The 17,091-nt window shown below is 54.9% G+C and carries 13 protein-coding genes; 5 read left to right on the forward strand and 8 right to left on the reverse strand.

Annotated elements, in window-relative coordinates; all coding sequences use genetic code 11:
* The first annotated feature begins 155 nt into the window (after positions 1-155).
* Both pip and dtd read left to right on the forward strand, forming a co-directional pair.
* The gene (gene pip, locus NLK58_RS16555; protein WP_117619497.1) at positions 156-1,118 is read left to right on the forward strand and encodes a prolyl aminopeptidase; all 963 of its coding nucleotides are present in this window, start codon (positions 156-158) and stop codon (positions 1,116-1,118) included.
* 91 nt (positions 1,119-1,209) lie between these two features.
* Positions 1,210-1,668 (forward strand): D-aminoacyl-tRNA deacylase, encoded by a 459-nt coding sequence (dtd, locus tag NLK58_RS16560; RefSeq protein WP_117619498.1) that lies wholly within the window; start codon positions 1,210-1,212, stop codon positions 1,666-1,668.
* A gap of 667 nt (positions 1,669-2,335) precedes the next feature.
* On the opposite strand, the gene NLK58_RS16565 is transcribed toward dtd, so the two are convergent.
* A complete protein-coding gene (locus tag NLK58_RS16565; protein WP_341581325.1) occupies positions 2,336-3,631 on the reverse strand; it encodes an IS4 family transposase in 1,296 nt (431 codons plus the stop codon).
* 189 nt (positions 3,632-3,820) lie between these two features.
* Here NLK58_RS16565 and NLK58_RS16570 point away from each other — a divergent pair, with 189 nt between their 5' ends.
* Both NLK58_RS16570 and NLK58_RS16575 read left to right on the forward strand, forming a co-directional pair.
* Positions 3,821-4,945 (forward strand): porin, encoded by a 1,125-nt coding sequence (locus NLK58_RS16570; protein ID WP_341581326.1) that lies wholly within the window; start codon positions 3,821-3,823, stop codon positions 4,943-4,945.
* Between the two features lie 442 nt (positions 4,946-5,387).
* A complete protein-coding gene (locus NLK58_RS16575; RefSeq protein ID WP_341581327.1) occupies positions 5,388-6,056 on the forward strand; it encodes a response regulator transcription factor in 669 nt (222 codons plus the stop codon).
* 85 nt (positions 6,057-6,141) lie between these two features.
* On the opposite strand, the gene NLK58_RS16580 is transcribed toward NLK58_RS16575, so the two are convergent.
* From NLK58_RS16580 to NLK58_RS16605, 6 genes are all read right to left on the reverse strand, one after another.
* Complete coding sequence (locus NLK58_RS16580; protein WP_341581328.1) at positions 6,142-7,536, reverse strand: ATP-binding protein; 1,395 nt, start codon at positions 7,534-7,536, stop codon at positions 6,142-6,144.
* Positions 7,537-7,659: 123 nt separating this feature from the next.
* Positions 7,660-8,004 (reverse strand): P-II family nitrogen regulator, encoded by a 345-nt coding sequence (locus NLK58_RS16585; protein ID WP_341581329.1) that lies wholly within the window; start codon positions 8,002-8,004, stop codon positions 7,660-7,662.
* Between the two features lie 18 nt (positions 8,005-8,022).
* A complete protein-coding gene (locus tag NLK58_RS16590; RefSeq protein ID WP_341581330.1) occupies positions 8,023-11,127 on the reverse strand; it encodes a CusA/CzcA family heavy metal efflux RND transporter in 3,105 nt (1,034 codons plus the stop codon).
* A gap of 12 nt (positions 11,128-11,139) precedes the next feature.
* On the reverse strand, positions 11,140-12,345 hold the full coding sequence (locus tag NLK58_RS16595; RefSeq protein ID WP_341581331.1) for an efflux RND transporter periplasmic adaptor subunit: 1,206 nt from the start codon (positions 12,343-12,345) through the stop codon (positions 11,140-11,142).
* Positions 12,346-12,400: 55 nt separating this feature from the next.
* The gene (locus NLK58_RS16600; protein ID WP_341581332.1) at positions 12,401-13,702 is read right to left on the reverse strand and encodes a TolC family protein; all 1,302 of its coding nucleotides are present in this window, start codon (positions 13,700-13,702) and stop codon (positions 12,401-12,403) included.
* Positions 13,703-13,884: 182 nt separating this feature from the next.
* Positions 13,885-14,793 (reverse strand): cation diffusion facilitator family transporter, encoded by a 909-nt coding sequence (locus NLK58_RS16605; protein WP_341581333.1) that lies wholly within the window; start codon positions 14,791-14,793, stop codon positions 13,885-13,887.
* Positions 14,794-14,997: 204 nt separating this feature from the next.
* On the opposite strand from NLK58_RS16605, the gene NLK58_RS16610 reads away from it, so the two are divergent.
* Positions 14,998-15,855: a CYTH domain-containing protein gene (locus tag NLK58_RS16610; RefSeq protein WP_341581334.1), complete on the forward strand. Its 858-nt coding sequence runs from the start codon at positions 14,998-15,000 to the stop codon at positions 15,853-15,855.
* A gap of 30 nt (positions 15,856-15,885) precedes the next feature.
* Here the strand turns inward: NLK58_RS16610 and NLK58_RS16615 are convergent, their stop codons facing one another.
* A complete protein-coding gene (locus NLK58_RS16615; protein ID WP_341581335.1) occupies positions 15,886-17,055 on the reverse strand; it encodes a potassium channel family protein in 1,170 nt (389 codons plus the stop codon).
* Between the last annotated feature and the right edge of the window lie 36 nt (positions 17,056-17,091).

A 17,091-nucleotide genomic window follows, 5' to 3' on the forward strand; every position in this document is an offset into this window, starting at 1 on the left:
CAGAAGAAAGCTTTCTTCTGACCCCGGGGCCTAAAAGTTCATCTGACCCCCGATTTTACCTCTCGGCTCGAAGCCTCCCGTGGGGTCAGATGAAAGCTTTCATCTGACCCCATCTTCATCCAGAATTCCGGGATAACCCTGTTCCGGAGCGCCCCATGCTTACCCTTTACCCTGAAATCAAACCCAACGCCCAGCACCGTATTGCGGTTGATGCGCCGCACGAGCTCTATGTTGAAGAAAGCGGCAACCCGGATGGCATCCCGGTTCTTGTGGTCCACGGCGGGCCTGGCGGAGGCTGTGAGGATTACCACCGGCGCTTCTTCGATGCCGAGCGTTTCCGGATCATTCTGATGGACCAGCGTGGTGCCGGCCGGTCGACGCCCCTGGCGGAACTTGAAGGCAACAGCACGGGAAAGCTGGTTGAAGATATGGAGGCTGTGCGCTCCTTCCTTGGTGTCGACAAATGGCTTCTGTTCGGTGGCAGTTGGGGCTCGACCCTGAGCCTGGTCTATGCCCAGGCCCACCCTGAGCGGGTGTTGGGGCTGGTTTTGCGAGGCATCTTTCTCTGTCGCCCCCGGGATATTCATTGGTTTTACCAGGATGGCGCAAGCCGGGTGTTCCCGGACTACTGGGCAGACTTTGAGGCACAGATTCCCGGGGCGGAGCGTGGCGACTTGGTCGCCGCTTATTATCAGCGGCTCACCAGCAGCAACGAGCTGGAGCAGATTCAGGCCGCCAAGGCCTGGTCTGTGTGGGAGGGGAGGTGCGCAACCCTGCATCCGAATCCGAGGGTGGTTGAGCATTTTGGTCATCCCCATGTTGCCATCGCCCTGGCCCGTATCGAATGCCACTATTTCATGAATTCCTCGTTCCTGGAGCCTGATCAGATCCTGCGGGATGCGGGCAGACTGTCGGAGATTCCGGGCATTATTGTCCATGGTCGCTACGATATGGTCTGCCCGCTGGAAAATGCGCTCGCACTCAGCAGGGCCTGGCCGGAGGCGGAGCTGCAGATCATTCGGGATGCTGGCCATTCCGCCTCTGAACCGGCGATTGTCGATGCGCTGATTCGTGGCGTTGAATCCGTGATCGCGAAAACTGAGAAAAGTGCTGGCTGAATCCTTTTTGAGGGTTGCGGCGTGCCATTACCGTGGATAAACTCTCGCCCGGATTTAATTTCCTCCTGTTTATGCGTCCTCAGAGAATTGAATGAAAGGACTGATCCAGCGAGTTTCGAAAGCCAGTGTTGCGGTGGATGGTGAGCAGATAGCCTCGATAGAAACCGGCCTGCTGCTGTTGCTGGGTGTTGTGAAGGGCGATGGCGAGCGAGAAGCACGGAAGCTGTGCCGAAAAATTCTCACGTATCGTGTTTTTCCCGATGCCGCCGGCCGGATGAACCGAAGTCTGTTCGATGTCGGGGGCTCCCTCCTTGTTGTTCCACAGTTTACGCTGGCTGCCGATACCTCATCCGGTACGCGACCGGGGTTTTCGCTTGCCGCCGGGCCTGAAGAGGCGAACGCCCTATACCGGCTCTTTGTGGCAGAGGCTGTTTCCGCGCTGGGGCCGGAAAACGTGGGTGAGGGAAAATTCGGTGCCGATATGAAAGTCGGTCTGGTGAATGACGGCCCGGTGACGTTCCTGCTCGAGAGCGGGCAGGGAACAGAATAAGTGCTTGCACTGGTATTGGGCGTCTGCTCCGCGCCCGATTCCTGCTGGTGCAAAGATGCCGGCGAATACCGGCGGGTGTAAACAGGAGTCTGTTTCCCCGAGGCTTTAACAATCTGATAATAAAGAGTTAATGTAAATCTGGCCTTGGAATTGATGTGCAACTGCCACGGAGCCCGTGAGCGCCTTAAAGCGTAAACACCTGCGTTTCTGGGGCCATAAGCACTAAAAATACACCTCCAATAATTTACAAAGTGAGAATCGTTGTATTAAAACTGCTTCATCATTCAGGGCTTTAAGAATGCTCTGTAACTGATTGAACCGCAAAGATCCGATTGCGAATGGTTTTTCTCAAAAAAAGAAGAAAAGTTGTCTCTGTGTCAAAAAAAATGACATAGGGGTAATGCAGAACCGGCCTCACCCGCCTGGCAATGGTATCAACTTAAGGAAAAACCACAGCGCCGGCAAGCCAGGTTCCTGCCACATCGAGCCAGCATGAAGTTGGCCAACTGACAGAAACACCCCTTTATTGCCGTGTTGAGGGGACACGGAGGTGCGGATTGGAGAAGAATTGCAGGTCAAGGCGACCTTTGAGGCGAGCGAAAGCCGACCAGCGCCAAACGCAGTCTTTGAGTCGGATTCAATACGCTCGTGACCGGAGCCTTCGGGTTCAGCGAGTGCGCTTGTAGCCTTCGCACCCGCGGGTTGCTTTTCGTCGGCGCTGGCGCGGAAAACTTCGCCCGGGCCGGATGGCGGTCAGGCTGTTACGGATCAGGGTCAACAGGCACTCCATGGCGTGGGCGCATGGCTCGACCAGGAGCGTCACCAGGGTGTTTTTCAGGCGCGACACGCCCTGAGTGAAGTTCGCCTTCCAACCCCTTTTGCGGTGTCGGGTTTGTTGCTCAATCCGGGGCTGCTGCAGTACCTGCATCAGCATGGCCAGGTTTTTCAACAGCAGCTTGGCGTGGAAGTCCTGAAGCGCCGCGGTCGCGGTGCGACCGCTGAAGTTGTCCAGGGTCAGGGTCTGCTTGAGCCGCCGGTAATCGGTTTCGATCCCCCAACGGCGGTGGTAGAGCCCCGCAAATTCGGTGGCCGGGAAGGCCTGGGTATCCAGCAGTGACGTGGCCAGCACTTCCACCTCACCGCCTGGCAGGAGCACCCGGATCAGGCGCAGGGTGACCTCGGTATCCGGATCGACGCCGGCCTGCTCGCAGACTTTTCGGGACAGCCAGCCCTTGCAGGCGAAACAGAGGGTCTGTTCGCTGTTGCCGGAAGCCACGAAGTCCCTCACGGCCGGGTTGTGCTTGAGAGTCAGGCGCATGAGGAAATGCTGGTTCCGCTGCAACAGGGCGGCAAAGAGCCAATGAGCAGGGTAGCCCCGGTCAAACACCAGGAGGCTGTTGTCCGGCGCATACTCCAGGTGCATGGCGGCACAGCCCCGCTCATCCACATCCGGAGTAATCAGCAGACCATGCAGGGTCTGTTGGTCGCACAGATCATAGAGCATGGACAGCCGCGCCACGGGCAGCTCACTGTGACTGCCGAAGAAGTTTTCCAGGGGCTGCTCCAGCGGCAGGTGTACACCGGAGCCGTCCACGCCCAGCAGCCGCAGCCCGCACCATGTGCTGCGCAGGCCCAGTTCATCCAGCTGGTTTTGAAGCACATCGTTCAGCGCCACCAGAGCGGAGGGCTTGAGCTTGCGGCGGGCTTTGCTGAAAGCCTGCGCGGTGACGACCTGTTTTTCGAAAGGCGTGTTGTTGAGCACACGGAAAAATTGATCCAGCTCGGTCTGAAGCGCACTGCCAGGCTGGTTAAGCAGAAAAAGGATCAGATTACGGAAGGTGAGATAGCGTTTTCGGGTGAAATCGCACGCATTTTGGCGATGAGTAGCAATGAATTCCGGGCTATCCAGCAAACTGGTTAATTTATGTACAATTTTTAAGCAGGATCTCGCTGGTGGGGTCAACCGTTGGATTGGATTTATGGCTCAATTCAGTGACTCCTGAGTTGGTTTGTGGACCCTAATTATATGATATTTTTAGTGAAATGTCTTAAGTTGATGGCATTGACCCGCCTGGCGGGATGAGGCCTTATAAAATCGGGATAAGAACCCGTCGCTAAAACCTGAGTTAACTCAAAAAAAGGAAGACGCAACATGAAAAAAACAGCTCTTGCATCGGCCATTGCCGCATCAATGGCGGTTGCTCCGGCATTGGCATCGGCTGCCAACGTCGTGCCGGAGACCGGATCGGAAGTTTCCAGGCTGACTGCCCGCATGGATGCGCTGCCGGAAATCTATGGCAATGTCCAGATGATGTATACCAATGCCGATCAAGAAGGGTTCGGGGGTGGCAGAAGCCAGTTGACGGACTACGGATACTCGACGCTCGGGGTCCGGCACAGCCACGAAATTCTGCCTGGTGTTGAGGCTTTTGGGAAGCTGGAGCTGCAACGTTTTTCGCCGACGGAAGGGACGGAAAAGTCTTCGAATACGTCCATTCAAGTCGATGAGGCGTATTTCGGCATCCGGGGAGATTTCGGCGAGGTATGGGTCGGCTCGGATGACTCTCAGTACGAGGTGTTAATTGGAGATTACGGCAACTGGTATTACGAAGTGGCTCAGTCCAATTTTTATGCCAACTGGACGACCGGTGAAGATGATCTGATTCAGTACGTGTCACCGAGCTTCGGGGGGCTTACCCTTCATGGTGTTGTACAGATTGACGGGAGCACCGAGCGCGGTGATGGCCAGAACAGGTATCCGTATCAGCTTGGGGTAAAATATCAGCGCGACCGCTTTGCCCTCGTGCTTGCCATGGACTCCAATGACGGTGCCGCGAACAACGAGAACACCTATGGCGCCCGGGTGGATTACACTGTCAACAGCGCATTGTCGCTGAACGCCTTCTATTCAACCCAGAAAGGCGACGAGGCCGTGGCAGCTGTCGGAGAAGGGGTCAGGGACAACCCTGTTACGTCTTTCGAGTCGTATGGGACAGTGGCAGGCAGTACCGGCCTGGGTGAGAACCTGTTTGGTGTCCAGGGTATCTACGCTATTGGTGCATCGCGCTTCACCCTGTCTTACGAGATGGAAAAAGACGATGTGGACGGAGCCGGTGATGGCAAGCGGGAATCCACCAACATCACTGCCCAGGCATTGCATAGCGTTTCTGACAACCTTTATGTGTATGTCGAAGCCCTCCGTCGTAACGACAAAGAGGGGAACACTTACGATTCCGACTATAATGAGCTCAATATAGGCGGCGCGTACCTCTTCTGATTTTTAGGGCCGTTTTTCCGTGCCCCGGGAGTGAGTAGCCTGCACACTGGAGCCTGACGCCAGAAAAGCCGATGGCTCCGGATTTTGTTTTCCAATCCTGCGAAGGCCCCCCAAATCATTCAGGGTAAGCGCCCACAGATCCGCACCTGTCCCTTGATTCCGGGTCTCCCACACTGATTCCTGCCTGTAACCGTTAAATCCGAAAGCCTGTCGGCCCGCCTCCGTGTCGCTGAGCAATGCCTCAACGCCGACATAGTCCGGACGGCTGAGTGGTGATCAGTGGTTCCCCGGAGGTTTCCTGGCAAATAATTTGTATCAATTTCGCTTGTCGACTGATAAGTATGGGCCGTGACTGGTAAAATCGGACAATGGAGCCTGATGAATTATCCTGGGTGCATATAAAGTAACCGCCGTGGCCAAATACCGGCTTTGAGAGATCGAGATGAAAATTCTGATTGTCGAAGATAATGCCTTTTTGGCAGAAAGAATCTCAAACTGGCTTGAAAGATCTGATTATGCTGTTGATATTGCGAGGAACGCCGAAGAAGCCGACTTTTTTGTCGGTACAAGTTTGTATGAGGGAATAGTCCTCGACATCGGATTGCCCGATAAAGATGGCCTGTCGCTTATGCGGGAGTGGCGCAAAACCGGACGAGATGATGCGATACTTATCCTGACGGCCAGGTCAAACTGGTCGGAAAGAGTTCAGGGTTTAAATGCCGGTGCTGACGATTATCTGCCAAAGCCCTTTGAGTTCGAAGAGTTGCAGGCCAGACTGAACGCCATCATCCGAAGAAAAGAAGGGCGCTCTACAAACGAGATTGGGGTTGGTGGATACCAGTTGAATAACGACTGCAGGACATTATCGACCCCAACAGGTGAGGACCATCGGTTGACGGCCACTGAGTTCCGCCTGCTTCAGTGTTTTTTGCGTTCGCCCGGAAGAGTGTTCTCCCAGGATGACCTTGTGGATCTTTTATACAATATCGACAGGTCCCCGGGGAATAATGTGATTCAGGTCTACATAACGCGGCTTAGAAGACTGCTTGGGAAATCGAAAATAAAAACCCTTCGCGGACAAGGCTATTATTTCGATCCGGATGAGCCTTAACCAGAAGCTCCTTAAATGTTCATCCGTTGAGGGGTGCCAATGCCTCATGGTAATACGCCAGAACATGGGCGTTATTTCTACCCCCTTATGAGAAAGCCGGATTGAGCTTGCTGGCGGAAAATATTACCTCCACTCTAAGCCCTGCCATTTTCGACTTTGAAAAAATCAGTTTACCGGAGTAATTGTCCACGATTTCATCTACGATGGACAACCCAAGGCCATAGCCAGGTGTTTGCTCATCAAGCCGCCGTTTTCTCTTTGTTAACTGGTCCAGATTATCCTGCGCAACGCCCGGCCCGTCGTCTTCTATCATTATTTTAAACATATTTTTTTCCTGGGCCAATGTTATATCGATCCTGCCATCGCTCCACTTTGCTGCATTATCAAGAATATTGCCAACTACTTCATTAAAGTCATGCTCATCGATTGGCCAGAAAAAATCATCAGGCAAGTCTTTTTTCAATAAATAGCTTTTCCGTGGGTAGATTCTCCGCACAACATCAATGATTGCCTCAACCTTTTCCACAACCTTTATGGGCTTTCCTGAATATTGCCCCGACATCTCGGCTCTTCTCATCTGGGCGTCAATGATTTTCCGAAGTTCGGATAATTTGGCATGAAGAAATTCCCGGTCATCGTGTTCGATGGGGGTTTCCTGATCGCCTGTGATCGCGATAGCAACGGTTAAAGGCGTCTTGATACTGTGCGAGAGATCGGACATTGATCTTCTGGAGCGCTTCAGACGCCTGTCCAGAACCTCAAGAAGATGATTGAAATCAACTACAACCTCTCTGAACTCCACGGGTGAATCCTCCGCCAGGCGTGTCCGGCGACCATTCTTTAACTCAGACAACTGAACACTCAAATCCCCCAGTGGTTTCAGGGCGGTATTTACGCTCAGATATATGAAAAAAATAATGGAAAAAAACAATGCGAGTGCGACAACCCCAATGACTAAATGCACATCATCCGAAATAGCTGGCTTATAATTTTCTTTTTCCAGAACCAAAATTTGTATTTTTTTGCCGCCTATGTCGATTTCCGATGCGATCCCCAGCAATGTATGGTCTTTATCGTTATAATGTATTATTCCACGCTCATCACCTGACAGGATGTTTTTTACAACATCCAGGAATGTCTTCTCAGAGACAACAATACTCTCTCCGGAGTTTACTGAAAAAATATAACTCCCCTGGTCTCCCGAATTGACGATCTGCTTTATTTTATTGTCAGTCAGCTGGCCCGAGCCAGCCAGTAGCTCTGTGAACTGAGAGAGTTGAGCTTCCAGCCTGCTTCGATGCAATTCTTCATGTAAATAACCAATGAGAAGCTGATGGGAGATCCATACCACAAGCATAAATGCAAGGCCCATTGGAAAAAGGTAGGAAAAAAGCGTTTTTCTGATTGAGCGGCGCCCCCACCAGTTACGAAAAGTGCTTATGTTATCTTGTAGGCGCTTATAAGTTTTCGGGGGTTTCATTGGAGAGCACCGCATGGGGTTTCAGGAGTGTTGCATATGAATACGGAGGGAAGCGGATTAATACCGGAAACTATCTAAAATACAGGGACTGAAGGTTTTCAGCCTTCAGTCCCTGTCCTGCTTCTACACTGACCGGGCCCGGAGAGCTTCCGGCCCTGATACACCGTCATCGATGCGTATTGCTTTTGCCAGCCTGGAAATCAGGACCTTGCCATCTCCGGGGTGGCCTTCCTGAGTGCGGCCAGCCCGAACAATGGTATCAGCCACCGTATCGGCGGCTGACTCGCTATCAACATCCACTTCCAGCTTGACCATCTCGACTTTCGCCATTTCGCTGCCGTCATTGACAGTGTGGCCAAACTCGCTCAGTGACACAACGGCTATACTGGCAACCCCGGCCAGTTTAGCCACTTCATCTATGACAAGTTCGCTCATGGCTTTACGAACATAAGCTTTTATTTCGTACATCTGAATCACTCCTTGCCGTTAAAGGTCGACTTCCTCACGCTTCATTGCAAACCACTGGTAGATACTTGGCAACACGACAAGCGTCAGCAAGGTCGACGTAATCAACCCTCCGACCACGACTGTCGCAAGAGGGCGCTGGACGTTTGAGCCTATTCCGTCCGCCAGCAGAAGCGGCACCAGGCCGAGAATCGCGACGGATGCCGTCATCAGAACGGGGCGCAGGCGGCGCTTGGCTCCCAGCTTCACGGCTTCCATCACTTCGTAGCCCTGGTCTCTCAACTGGTTGATGTAACTCACCATCACCACGCCATTCAGTACGGCGACACCGAATACGGCGATGAAGCCGACCGCCGCCGGCACCGACAAGTACAGTCCGGTCACAAACAGGGCAACGATTCCGCCAGTGACGGCGAATGGTACGTTGAGAAAAATAAGCGTGGCATAGCGCAGGCTGCCGAAGGCCGAGTATAACAGCAGGAATATCAGCGCCAGGGTAATTGGCACCACAACCTGGAGGCGCGCCATCGCCCGCTGCTGATTTTCGAACTGGCCACCGAACTCCACGAAATAGCCCGGGGGCATTTCAACCTGCTGTTTGATCCGGGCACGCAATTCTTCAACAACCCCGCCCATATCACGGCCGCGCACATTCATCTGAACATAAAGCCGGCGGCTGGCGTTTGAGCGCGAGATTTTCTTCGGCCCCGCGTAGGTGGTCACGTCTGCAACACGTTTCAGCGGAATCATTTCGCCGCTGGCGCCCCGCAGAGGCAGCTCGCGAATCTCATCAAGTGAACCCCGGAACTGTTCCTGCAGGCGCGCATAGATCTCGAACCGGCGAACCCCGTCAAACACCAGCCCGGAGGTTCCGCCACCGATACCCAGTTCGACGGTTTCCATCACATGATCAACGCTGATGCCGTATTGCGCCAGGGCATTACGATCCGGACGGATTACAATCTGCTTTTTCCCCGCCATCTGCTGAGATCGAACATCGGTTGCGCCAGGTACTTCCTTGGCCAGGGCCTCGACTTCTTTGCCGATTCGGGACAGTTCATTGAGATCGTCGCCAAAAATACTCGCGACCAATTGCGCCTGCACACCGGACAAAAGTTCGTCTGTCCTGAGCTGAATGGGCTGCGACATGTTATTCGCGAGGCCAGGTATTTTCTCATTTAACGCTTCCGCTATTCGGCCTTGTAACTCCTCATAGCTCAAACCGTCCGGCCATTGATCCAGGGGCTTAAGGGTTATGAGGGTTGCCACAACATTTACCGGCTCCGGGTCACCACCAACTTCTGCCCGACCCACGCGTGCGTAGCTCTCCGTTACCTCGGGGAAATCCTCGAGAACTTCCTGAATGCGTTTCCCATAACTGATGGCTGAGTCCAGGCTGGCACCTGGCGGCAGGGTGGAGCGCAACTGAAACGTGCCCTCGCGAAGGGTTGGTACAAACTCGCTGCCCAGGAACGGAAAGAGAAACAGGCTCCCGGCGAAAGCAAGAACAGCAATGCCCATCACCAGCTTGGGGGCCTTTACCACGGTGTTGACCACCGGTTCATAGAGCCGGCCCAGGGCCTGCACCAAACGTGGCTCCTTGTGTACGACACCCATTTTGAACGCAAGCGACGCCAGCGCGGGCACCAGTGTAAGCGCCAGGATCAGGGCGCCGATCAGGGCAAAACTGATGGTATAGGCCATCGGGGAAAACAGCTTCCCTTCCACACCCTGCAGGGTAAACAGAGGCAGGAAGACAATGATGATGATGCCAATGGCAAAAACGATAGGCCGCGCTACCTCCCGTGCAGCTTCACCCACAAGGCGTGCGATGCTGATCTGCTCGGTTGATCGCTCCTCAAGGTGCCGGAATATATTCTCGATCATTACCACGGCGCCATCGACCATCATGCCGATACCGATGGCGAGCCCACCCAGGCTCATCAGGTTTGCGGACAAGCCGGTAAAACTCATTGCTATGAATGCGATCAGTACCGAGAGCGGAAGTGTCAGCACAACAATCAGCGTGGAGCGGATGTTGCCAAGGAAAAGATAGAGAAATGCCAGAACAAAAATAGCGCCTTCGAGCAGTGCCTTTTCGACGGTACCAATAGCTTTTTCGACCAGCGTTGCCTGCGAGTAGTAAGGCTTTATGGACAGGCCCTCGGGCAACGACTCGTTCAGTTCGGCAATCTTCTTGTCGACGTCTTCCAGCACCTTGCTCGTGTTGGTTCCAATCAGCTTCATGACATAGCCGCCAACCGACTCCTTTCCGCCGGAAACCTGAGCGCCCCGGCGGATGGCCGGCCCCAGGGCGACTGAGGCAACATCCTTTATATAGATGGGCGTGTCATCAGGCCTCGATACGATAATATTCCGGATGTCGTCGAGGTTTTCCTTTCCGGGACTGATCCACCCGTAGCCACGAACGATATATTCTTCGCCACCCCGGGTTATGAATGAGGCGCCGACGTTCCGGTTGTTGCCCGCCAGCGCCTGGCGCACATCCGCGACTGTCAGGTCTCGTGCCTGCAGGGCCCTGGCATCGATATTGACCTGATACTGCTTGACGTCACCGCCAATCGACAGTACGCCAGTCACACCCGGCACCGTCCGTAACTGGGGCTTGATAATCCAGTCCTGAATCGTGCGCATCTCCTGCAGGCTGAAGTTTTTCCCTTCTTCTTCAACAAGCGAATACATCAGAATCCGGCCAAGCCCGGTGGTGATAGGCCCTAACTCAGGCTCACCCATCCCTTCGGGTATCTGTCTTTTTGCTTCCGCCAGGCGTTCCATAACGAGCCGGCGGGCAAAATAGATGTCAGTACCATCCTCAAAATAGATGGTCACCCGGGACAGGCCGAAGATAGAGGTACTCTGCACCTTTTCCAGTTTGGGAATGCCATACATGCTGATTTCAATCGGGTAGGAAATCAGTGTTTCGACATCAACCGGAGACAGCCCCGGGCTGGTTGTGAAGACTTGCACCATGGTTGGCGTGGCATCTGGAAACGCATCCACCGGTAATTTATTGAATGAAAAATAGCCGGCCACGATAACTGCCAAAGCAGCCACGATTGTCATCAGCCGGTTGTTCAGTGCGTAGTTTACAATAGCGTTGATCATAGGTTCTCCGGCTTAGTGGCCATGGCTTGCGCTGCGACCGCTGGACGTTATGGCGGACATAAGATCGAAAGCACCCGAGGATACAACCGGTGTTTCCGGTTCAATTCCCGAGCGGATTTCTATCCAGCCATTGGCTTCATCGCCAAGCGTGACCGGGACGGCTTCATACTCTCCCCGCTCTTTTCCCGGCACAAAAACAACGTCCTGCTGATCAATGGTCTGCACGGCATCCCGGGGAACCAGCGGGACCGTGCTTTCCGGCTGTGTCATGATTTCGGCCGTTGCAAAGCTGTAGGGCCGTAGCCTGGAGTCCGGGGTTTTGATTTCGGCGCGGACAGCTATGGTGCGAGACTCGCGATCCAGAACGCTTGAAATCCACGTCACCTTTCCGGGGTGATGGGATTCCGACCTGCCACTGATCGTAACCCGTACTTCGTCTCCGGGGCTCACCTGGCCAATGTCGGTCTCGCTGACTTTGATCATCGCCCAGACAGAGGAGGTATTCACTACCATGAAGGGTGTATCGGTTGGTGTCAGTGTCTGGCCGATACTGACATCCAGCTTTTCAACGACGCCGGATATCGGAGACCTGAGAGCGTAGCCGGCAAGCCCGCCATTGCCCGCGGCACTGTCTCCGAAGATCTTCAGCTTTTCCCGGGTTGCTTCAAGTTCCGCAACGGTAGTCAGGTACGACGCTCTTGCCGAGAGGTAGTCCTCTTCACTGGAGATTCCCCGTTCCTCAAGTTCTTTTTCCCGTTTGAATTCGGCTTCGGCTGTCACTTTGCGGGCTTCCAGCGACTTGAGCCTGGAACGAATATCCGCGAGTTCGACACTTGATAGGATCGCCAGCACATCCCCGCTACGGACCTTATCGCCGAGATCGACTTTGATTTCGGCCACTTTGGACTCCAGTAGCGGACCAACGGTTGCGACCTGGCTGGGAACAAACTGAACTTCAACCGGAGCTGAAACCAGAGACTCGGCGCGGCCGGAGGGCGCCGGCATGGTTTCAATATCAAGCAGCGCAGCCTGTTCAGAGGTCAGGTGGACGCGCCTTTTGTCCTGGGCTTCCTCACCCGCATGTTCGTCTGCGCCAGCGGGCTCGTGTTGCTCGCTTTTTGCATCCTGATGATTGCTTTCTTGTGCATATCCTGTCGCCGGCAAACCCAGAGCCAGCAGGACGGCCGTCAGACAGGTAACGATTTTTTTCTGCAGCATAAGATTATCCCTTGGGAAAAGTTGGAACTTGAGATGGGTAAACGACAAGGGCCCGCTAAGGTGATACGCCCATGGAAACCGCCCCGCCAGTGCCGATCTCCAGAGCTTGCGTTGCCCGGATGTAATCTTTTTGAACCTGGATGTATTCGTTGCGTACCGCGAGGAGGTTATCCTGGGCAGACAACAGGCTTGCCGCGCCGACCTTGCCGGCGGCAAGCGCTTGCTGCATCAGTTGCAAGGTCTCTTCGGAGCGCCTCAGGATCGATTCGCTCATCTGCTCAAGCTGAGTTCTTGCCGCCTTGTACTGAGCGATTGCCGACAACACGCTGCGCTTTATCGATAACTTCAGGCTTTCCGCTTCAATCTCGGCGGTTTGCAGTCCGGCGGCGGCATCCATGCGCTCCCCCCTGTAACGGTGCGTGATGGCCAGCGGAATCGATACTCCGCCACCCACCACGTTGTCTCCCAGATCGCGCTGATAAAAGCCAAACACCTCCAGGTTGGGTATTGTCAGGCTTTCGGCGATGTCCAGTGCTGACTCGTTGGCGGCAATTCGTTTCGCGGCTGCCTGAAGGTCCGCTCGCTGTTGCAGGGCCACCTCTATCAACCGATCCTCCTCCGGGAGATCGGTCAATGTCGGACTGAAGTCGCCCCTGACATCAAGTGGGAGCCGGGGATCCACCCCAAGCACTTCCGCCAGTTCCAGTCGCCGGTCCTCAAGCATCCGGCCCGCGGCTGCTTTCTGACTTTTTGCCCTTGCCAGTCCGATCACAGCGGTATTGACGTCCATTTTTGTCATTTTGCCCCGGCGGTACGAAGCCTCAATCAATTCACTGGTCTGCTCCATGAGGTCGACCGCCCGTTTTGCGGTCGCCAGCTCTTCCCTGGCCAAAACCACGTTGAAAAATGCGGAGCGTACGCGGGCCGCCGTCGCGATTCGTAAAAACTCAAGATCCTGCTCGGTGGCAGTCAGCTCGCTTGTCGCCCGATCTCTTCCCAGGTCCCTCCTGTTACCCATCCAGATTTCCTGGCTAAGCCGGATTTGGTAGTTGACATTATCCGGAATTCGCGAGGGGTATTTTTCTCCCTGGACCTCAATCACCGGATTGCTTGGTGTCAGCCGGCCGGAGTGCACAACCTGCCCACGCTGCCCGGCAACCCGCGATTTTTGCAGTGCTAAAGCCGGGTTGTTGTCAAAGGCCGTGGTCAGCGCTTCGTCCAACGAAAGGGCCTGCTCCGCCCTCATCTCCTGGTAATCGCTCAGAGATACGCTTGCGCCTGCGAGGGTCCAGGCCGGAGCGGCGCCCACAACAGACACGACCAGTAATCGACAAAGCCGTCTCGGTATATTTCCCATATCTGCTTATCCCGTTCGTGGATTGGTTCGGTTAGCGGCAAGCTAGGGTAGCTCCCCCTTCTTAAACGAGCTTGAACAGGAAGCCGGTTTTAGCTGTTACCTGAATCCGTGGTTTGATTGCCGCGGACAAGCCCCTGAGTCCGCAAACGGGGGCTTGTCCGGGTCGCCCGGAACCTTTTTACTCATCCATGGCCATAGGTCCGGGCATTCTTGTGAAGGTGATCGGGATGTTCGAACTCCAACGTCGAATGATGTATGTTGAAATCCTGCTCCAGCGCCTGTTTTATCCTGTACTTGGTGTTCTCAAGCTGACCCCACGCGTTTTCCTCAATAACCACGTGAGCATCCAGCGACGCCTCGTGCTCTCCCATCTGCCAGAAATGCACATGATGCAGACCGATAACGCCGTCAATGTCCGACAGGGCCTGAATGACTGCGTCCGTGTCGATATCCGCCGGGCTGGCCAGCATGAGCGTTTTGATGGTCCCGCCGATTTCCGTCAGGCCAAGGTAGAGAATGTATCCGGCAATACCAATGGTGATGGCAGGATCCACCCACCGCATGTCGTAAAGCAGAATGAGGGCCCCGCCAACGACTACGGCGACCGACGCCAGTGCATCGGAAAGGTTGTGAAGAAAGAGGGCGCGGATGTTGACGCTGTCTTTCTGCATCGAGTAGGTCAGCAATGCCGTCAAGGTATCGACCACCAGGGCGATACCGCCAAGCCAGACAACCCACCACCCCTTGATTTCCGGAGGATCGATGATCCTCATGCCGCCCTCGTAAACCAGATAGAGCCCGATAATGATCAGTGAGGTGTAGTTGATGAGGGCTGCGACAATCTCAACCCGTCCGTAGCCAAAGGTCATTTGTGAGTCGGCCGGACGGCGGGCAATTTTCCGGGCTGCAAAGGCGATGACAAGCGATGCCATATCCGAAAAGTTGTGCAAAGCGTCGGCGATCAGCGCCAGGCTGCCGGCAAAGATACCGCCCCCGATCTGTGCCAGAGTCAGGATGCCGTTTGCCCAGATTGCGATAGCAACTCGCTTGTCCTTGGATTCGGGTTCCAGATGAACATGTTCGTGACTCATGGGATCAGGGCCTCCCTGGTAATGGGTTTTGTCGCTGGTGAGGGCAGGTGGGGACGTATACCATGTCTTCTTATCCGATCAGTGGATTGGTTTGGTCAGCAGTGCCCTATGGTAGGTCAGCTTCTTTAATCAAGCTTGAACAAAAAATCACTTTTAAGGGCCGGGCAATACTCCCCCCCCCCCCTCAATACCGGTGGAAAATCCATGGCGGAAGAACTGGAAATCAAGTTAACTCTCACCCCGGACGCCCTGAACCAGGCCGGAGAATGGCTCTCGGCCCAGAAAGGCGTCAGGGCGGGCACCGGGAAGACGCTGGTCAACCGTTACTTCGACACGCCTGCCGGAGACCTCAATCGCCGGAAGGTGGCCCTGCGGATTCGTCAGGCCGGTGACCAGTTCATCCAGACCCTGAAAGCCCGGGGCGAGTTCGTGGATGGTGCCCACCGGCGCCAGGAATGGGAGTGGCCGCTCGTTGGCCCAGAACTCAAACTGGGCCTGATTGCGGATACGCCGGTGGGCCAGGGCGTGAATCTTGCCGAACTGCAGCCGGTGTTCGAGACCAACTTTGAGCGTCGCGTGCTTGTGATTGACCAAGAGGACAGTGTGATCGAGGTGGCCATCGATTCCGGTGCGATTGTGGCCGGAGGCCAGTCGCTTCCGCTTAATGAGATTGAATTTGAGCTCAAGTCGGGGGATTCGTCGGCACTGCTCCCATGGGCGCGTAGGCTGGCGGACGAAGTGCCGGTGTTCCTGAACCTGGTCAGCAAGGCAGAGCAGGGGTACCATCTTGCGGGGCTTTATCATCCGGCTCCGGAGCCGGGGGGGAAATCTGATCTGGCAGTGAATGATTTTCTGTTCCTTCTGAGTGGTTCATGGCTGACCGGTCAGCCCCTTTGCTTTGGCAGGGAACGTCTGGATGCGATTGGCCGGCTGGCCGGTGAGCGCGGCGTCGGGGAACTGTACGAAAAGGTGGTGACTGCCCTGGCCGACGGCCCGGCGGTCAGTGATCTGGTTTCAGGCAAGGAGCTGGGGCAGCTTCAGTTGGCGATTGCCGCAGGCTAGTATCCTTGACAAAAATCCGTCAAATATTTGTCAAGGACACTGGGTTGCTGAATTTTCTTCCTTCGCAGCCTGTTCCTGCAGATCGTGCCACTTATTAATGAATTCGCGGTAGCGCGCAAGGGCCTCCTCCACCAGCTGCACATCGGGCGTTTCACTGGAGTTGACCAGTACGATCAACCCCTTACCCTCAACCACCTGGTCGGTTGACGGGTGGCAGACCACTTCGTTGTCCGCATCAATAAAGGCCAGGGCGGTGCCGATGCCATGGCGTACCAGGGCACTGACGATATCGGCCCAGTTCAGGTCGTCCAGTTTCAGGTCGTATCGGTGGGGGTGGTCGTGTTCGTAGTTGAACAGGTCTTCCAGAACCTTTTCCGAACCCGGCGCTACCACTGAACGCACCATGATCTCAGGGTAGGTCCGCACCGGGCGGATGGTTGTTCGTATTCCCAGTGCCTTGAAGCGCGCCCGGTTGTCGTCGTTTACACATTCAACGATGGTGTGATTTCCGAGATTCAGCTCTGCCAATCGATGGGCGATGTCGAACGTCAGGCTGTCCGAATAGGGATCGGCTTCATCGGCGGCCAGCACGATAATGTGTCTCGCGCTGCCTGCGTGAACCGCTTTCAGAGACTCCGCTTCAAAACCGGCACCGTGATAGTGCACTACCCCGATGTCGGATAATTCGGTTGGCAGGCCCGTGGGAAACTGCCGCGTCAGGATCATGATTGGAATGGTTTCATAGTCTGGTATCCCGCGAATCTGGGAGGCAAACCGTATGAAGTACTGTTCGCCGCCGTGCTTGGGGGTGTTAATGATCACGATATGGTCGTTCATTTTGTAGATCCATTTTCCCATCAGAATGCGTTCCCGGCGATAGAACCGGTACTCGATGTAATCACTTATGATTAGCGTCAGCATGGTGATTGCGCCAACAAACATGATCAGTATGGTGCTGATGCGGCCTGCGTAGGTTTTCGGTGCGAAATCGCCATAGCCCACCGTGGATATCGTTGTCATGGTGATCCAGACCGATTCAAACAGGGTCAGGTCCTCGACAGTCCAGATAACCAGGATCTGCAGCACCAGCAGGCCGGCGAGTATCAGGAACAGGCGCTTCATCCGATGGCGGATCAAGCCCCCCATAGGGAGGTGTGTTGCTTGATGCTCGGGGTTTAGCGGGCGGCGGTTTCGTAGCATCCGTGTCGGCGGCCTGTTCAGTTGCGGACGGGTTCG

Origin of the sequence: Marinobacter metalliresistant (assembly GCF_038098645.1) — a bacterium.
Classification (GTDB): Bacteria; Pseudomonadota; Gammaproteobacteria; order Pseudomonadales; family Oleiphilaceae; genus Marinobacter; species Marinobacter metalliresistant.

What these genes read in the sequence shown, in the direction of transcription:
- NLK58_RS16570 (WP_341581326.1), top strand. Translation starts at nt 3,821, where the DNA reads ATGAAAAAAACAGCTCTTGCATCGGCCATTGCCGCATCAATGGCGGTT.
- NLK58_RS16605 (WP_341581333.1), bottom strand. Translation starts at nt 14,793, where the DNA reads ATGAGTCACGAACATGTTCATCTGGAACCCGAATCCAAGGACAAGCGA.
- NLK58_RS16595 (WP_341581331.1), bottom strand. Translation starts at nt 12,345, where the DNA reads ATGCTGCAGAAAAAAATCGTTACCTGTCTGACGGCCGTCCTGCTGGCT.
- NLK58_RS16580 (WP_341581328.1), bottom strand. Translation starts at nt 7,536, where the DNA reads ATGAAACCCCCGAAAACTTATAAGCGCCTACAAGATAACATAAGCACT.
- dtd (WP_117619498.1), top strand. Translation starts at nt 1,210, where the DNA reads ATGAAAGGACTGATCCAGCGAGTTTCGAAAGCCAGTGTTGCGGTGGAT.
- NLK58_RS16575 (WP_341581327.1), top strand. Translation starts at nt 5,388, where the DNA reads ATGAAAATTCTGATTGTCGAAGATAATGCCTTTTTGGCAGAAAGAATC.
- NLK58_RS16585 (WP_341581329.1), bottom strand. Translation starts at nt 8,004, where the DNA reads ATGTACGAAATAAAAGCTTATGTTCGTAAAGCCATGAGCGAACTTGTC.
- NLK58_RS16615 (WP_341581335.1), bottom strand. Translation starts at nt 17,055, where the DNA reads ATGCTACGAAACCGCCGCCCGCTAAACCCCGAGCATCAAGCAACACAC.
- pip (WP_117619497.1), top strand. Translation starts at nt 156, where the DNA reads ATGCTTACCCTTTACCCTGAAATCAAACCCAACGCCCAGCACCGTATT.
- NLK58_RS16590 (WP_341581330.1), bottom strand. Translation starts at nt 11,127, where the DNA reads ATGATCAACGCTATTGTAAACTACGCACTGAACAACCGGCTGATGACA.
- NLK58_RS16600 (WP_341581332.1), bottom strand. Translation starts at nt 13,702, where the DNA reads ATGGGAAATATACCGAGACGGCTTTGTCGATTACTGGTCGTGTCTGTT.
- NLK58_RS16610 (WP_341581334.1), top strand. Translation starts at nt 14,998, where the DNA reads ATGGCGGAAGAACTGGAAATCAAGTTAACTCTCACCCCGGACGCCCTG.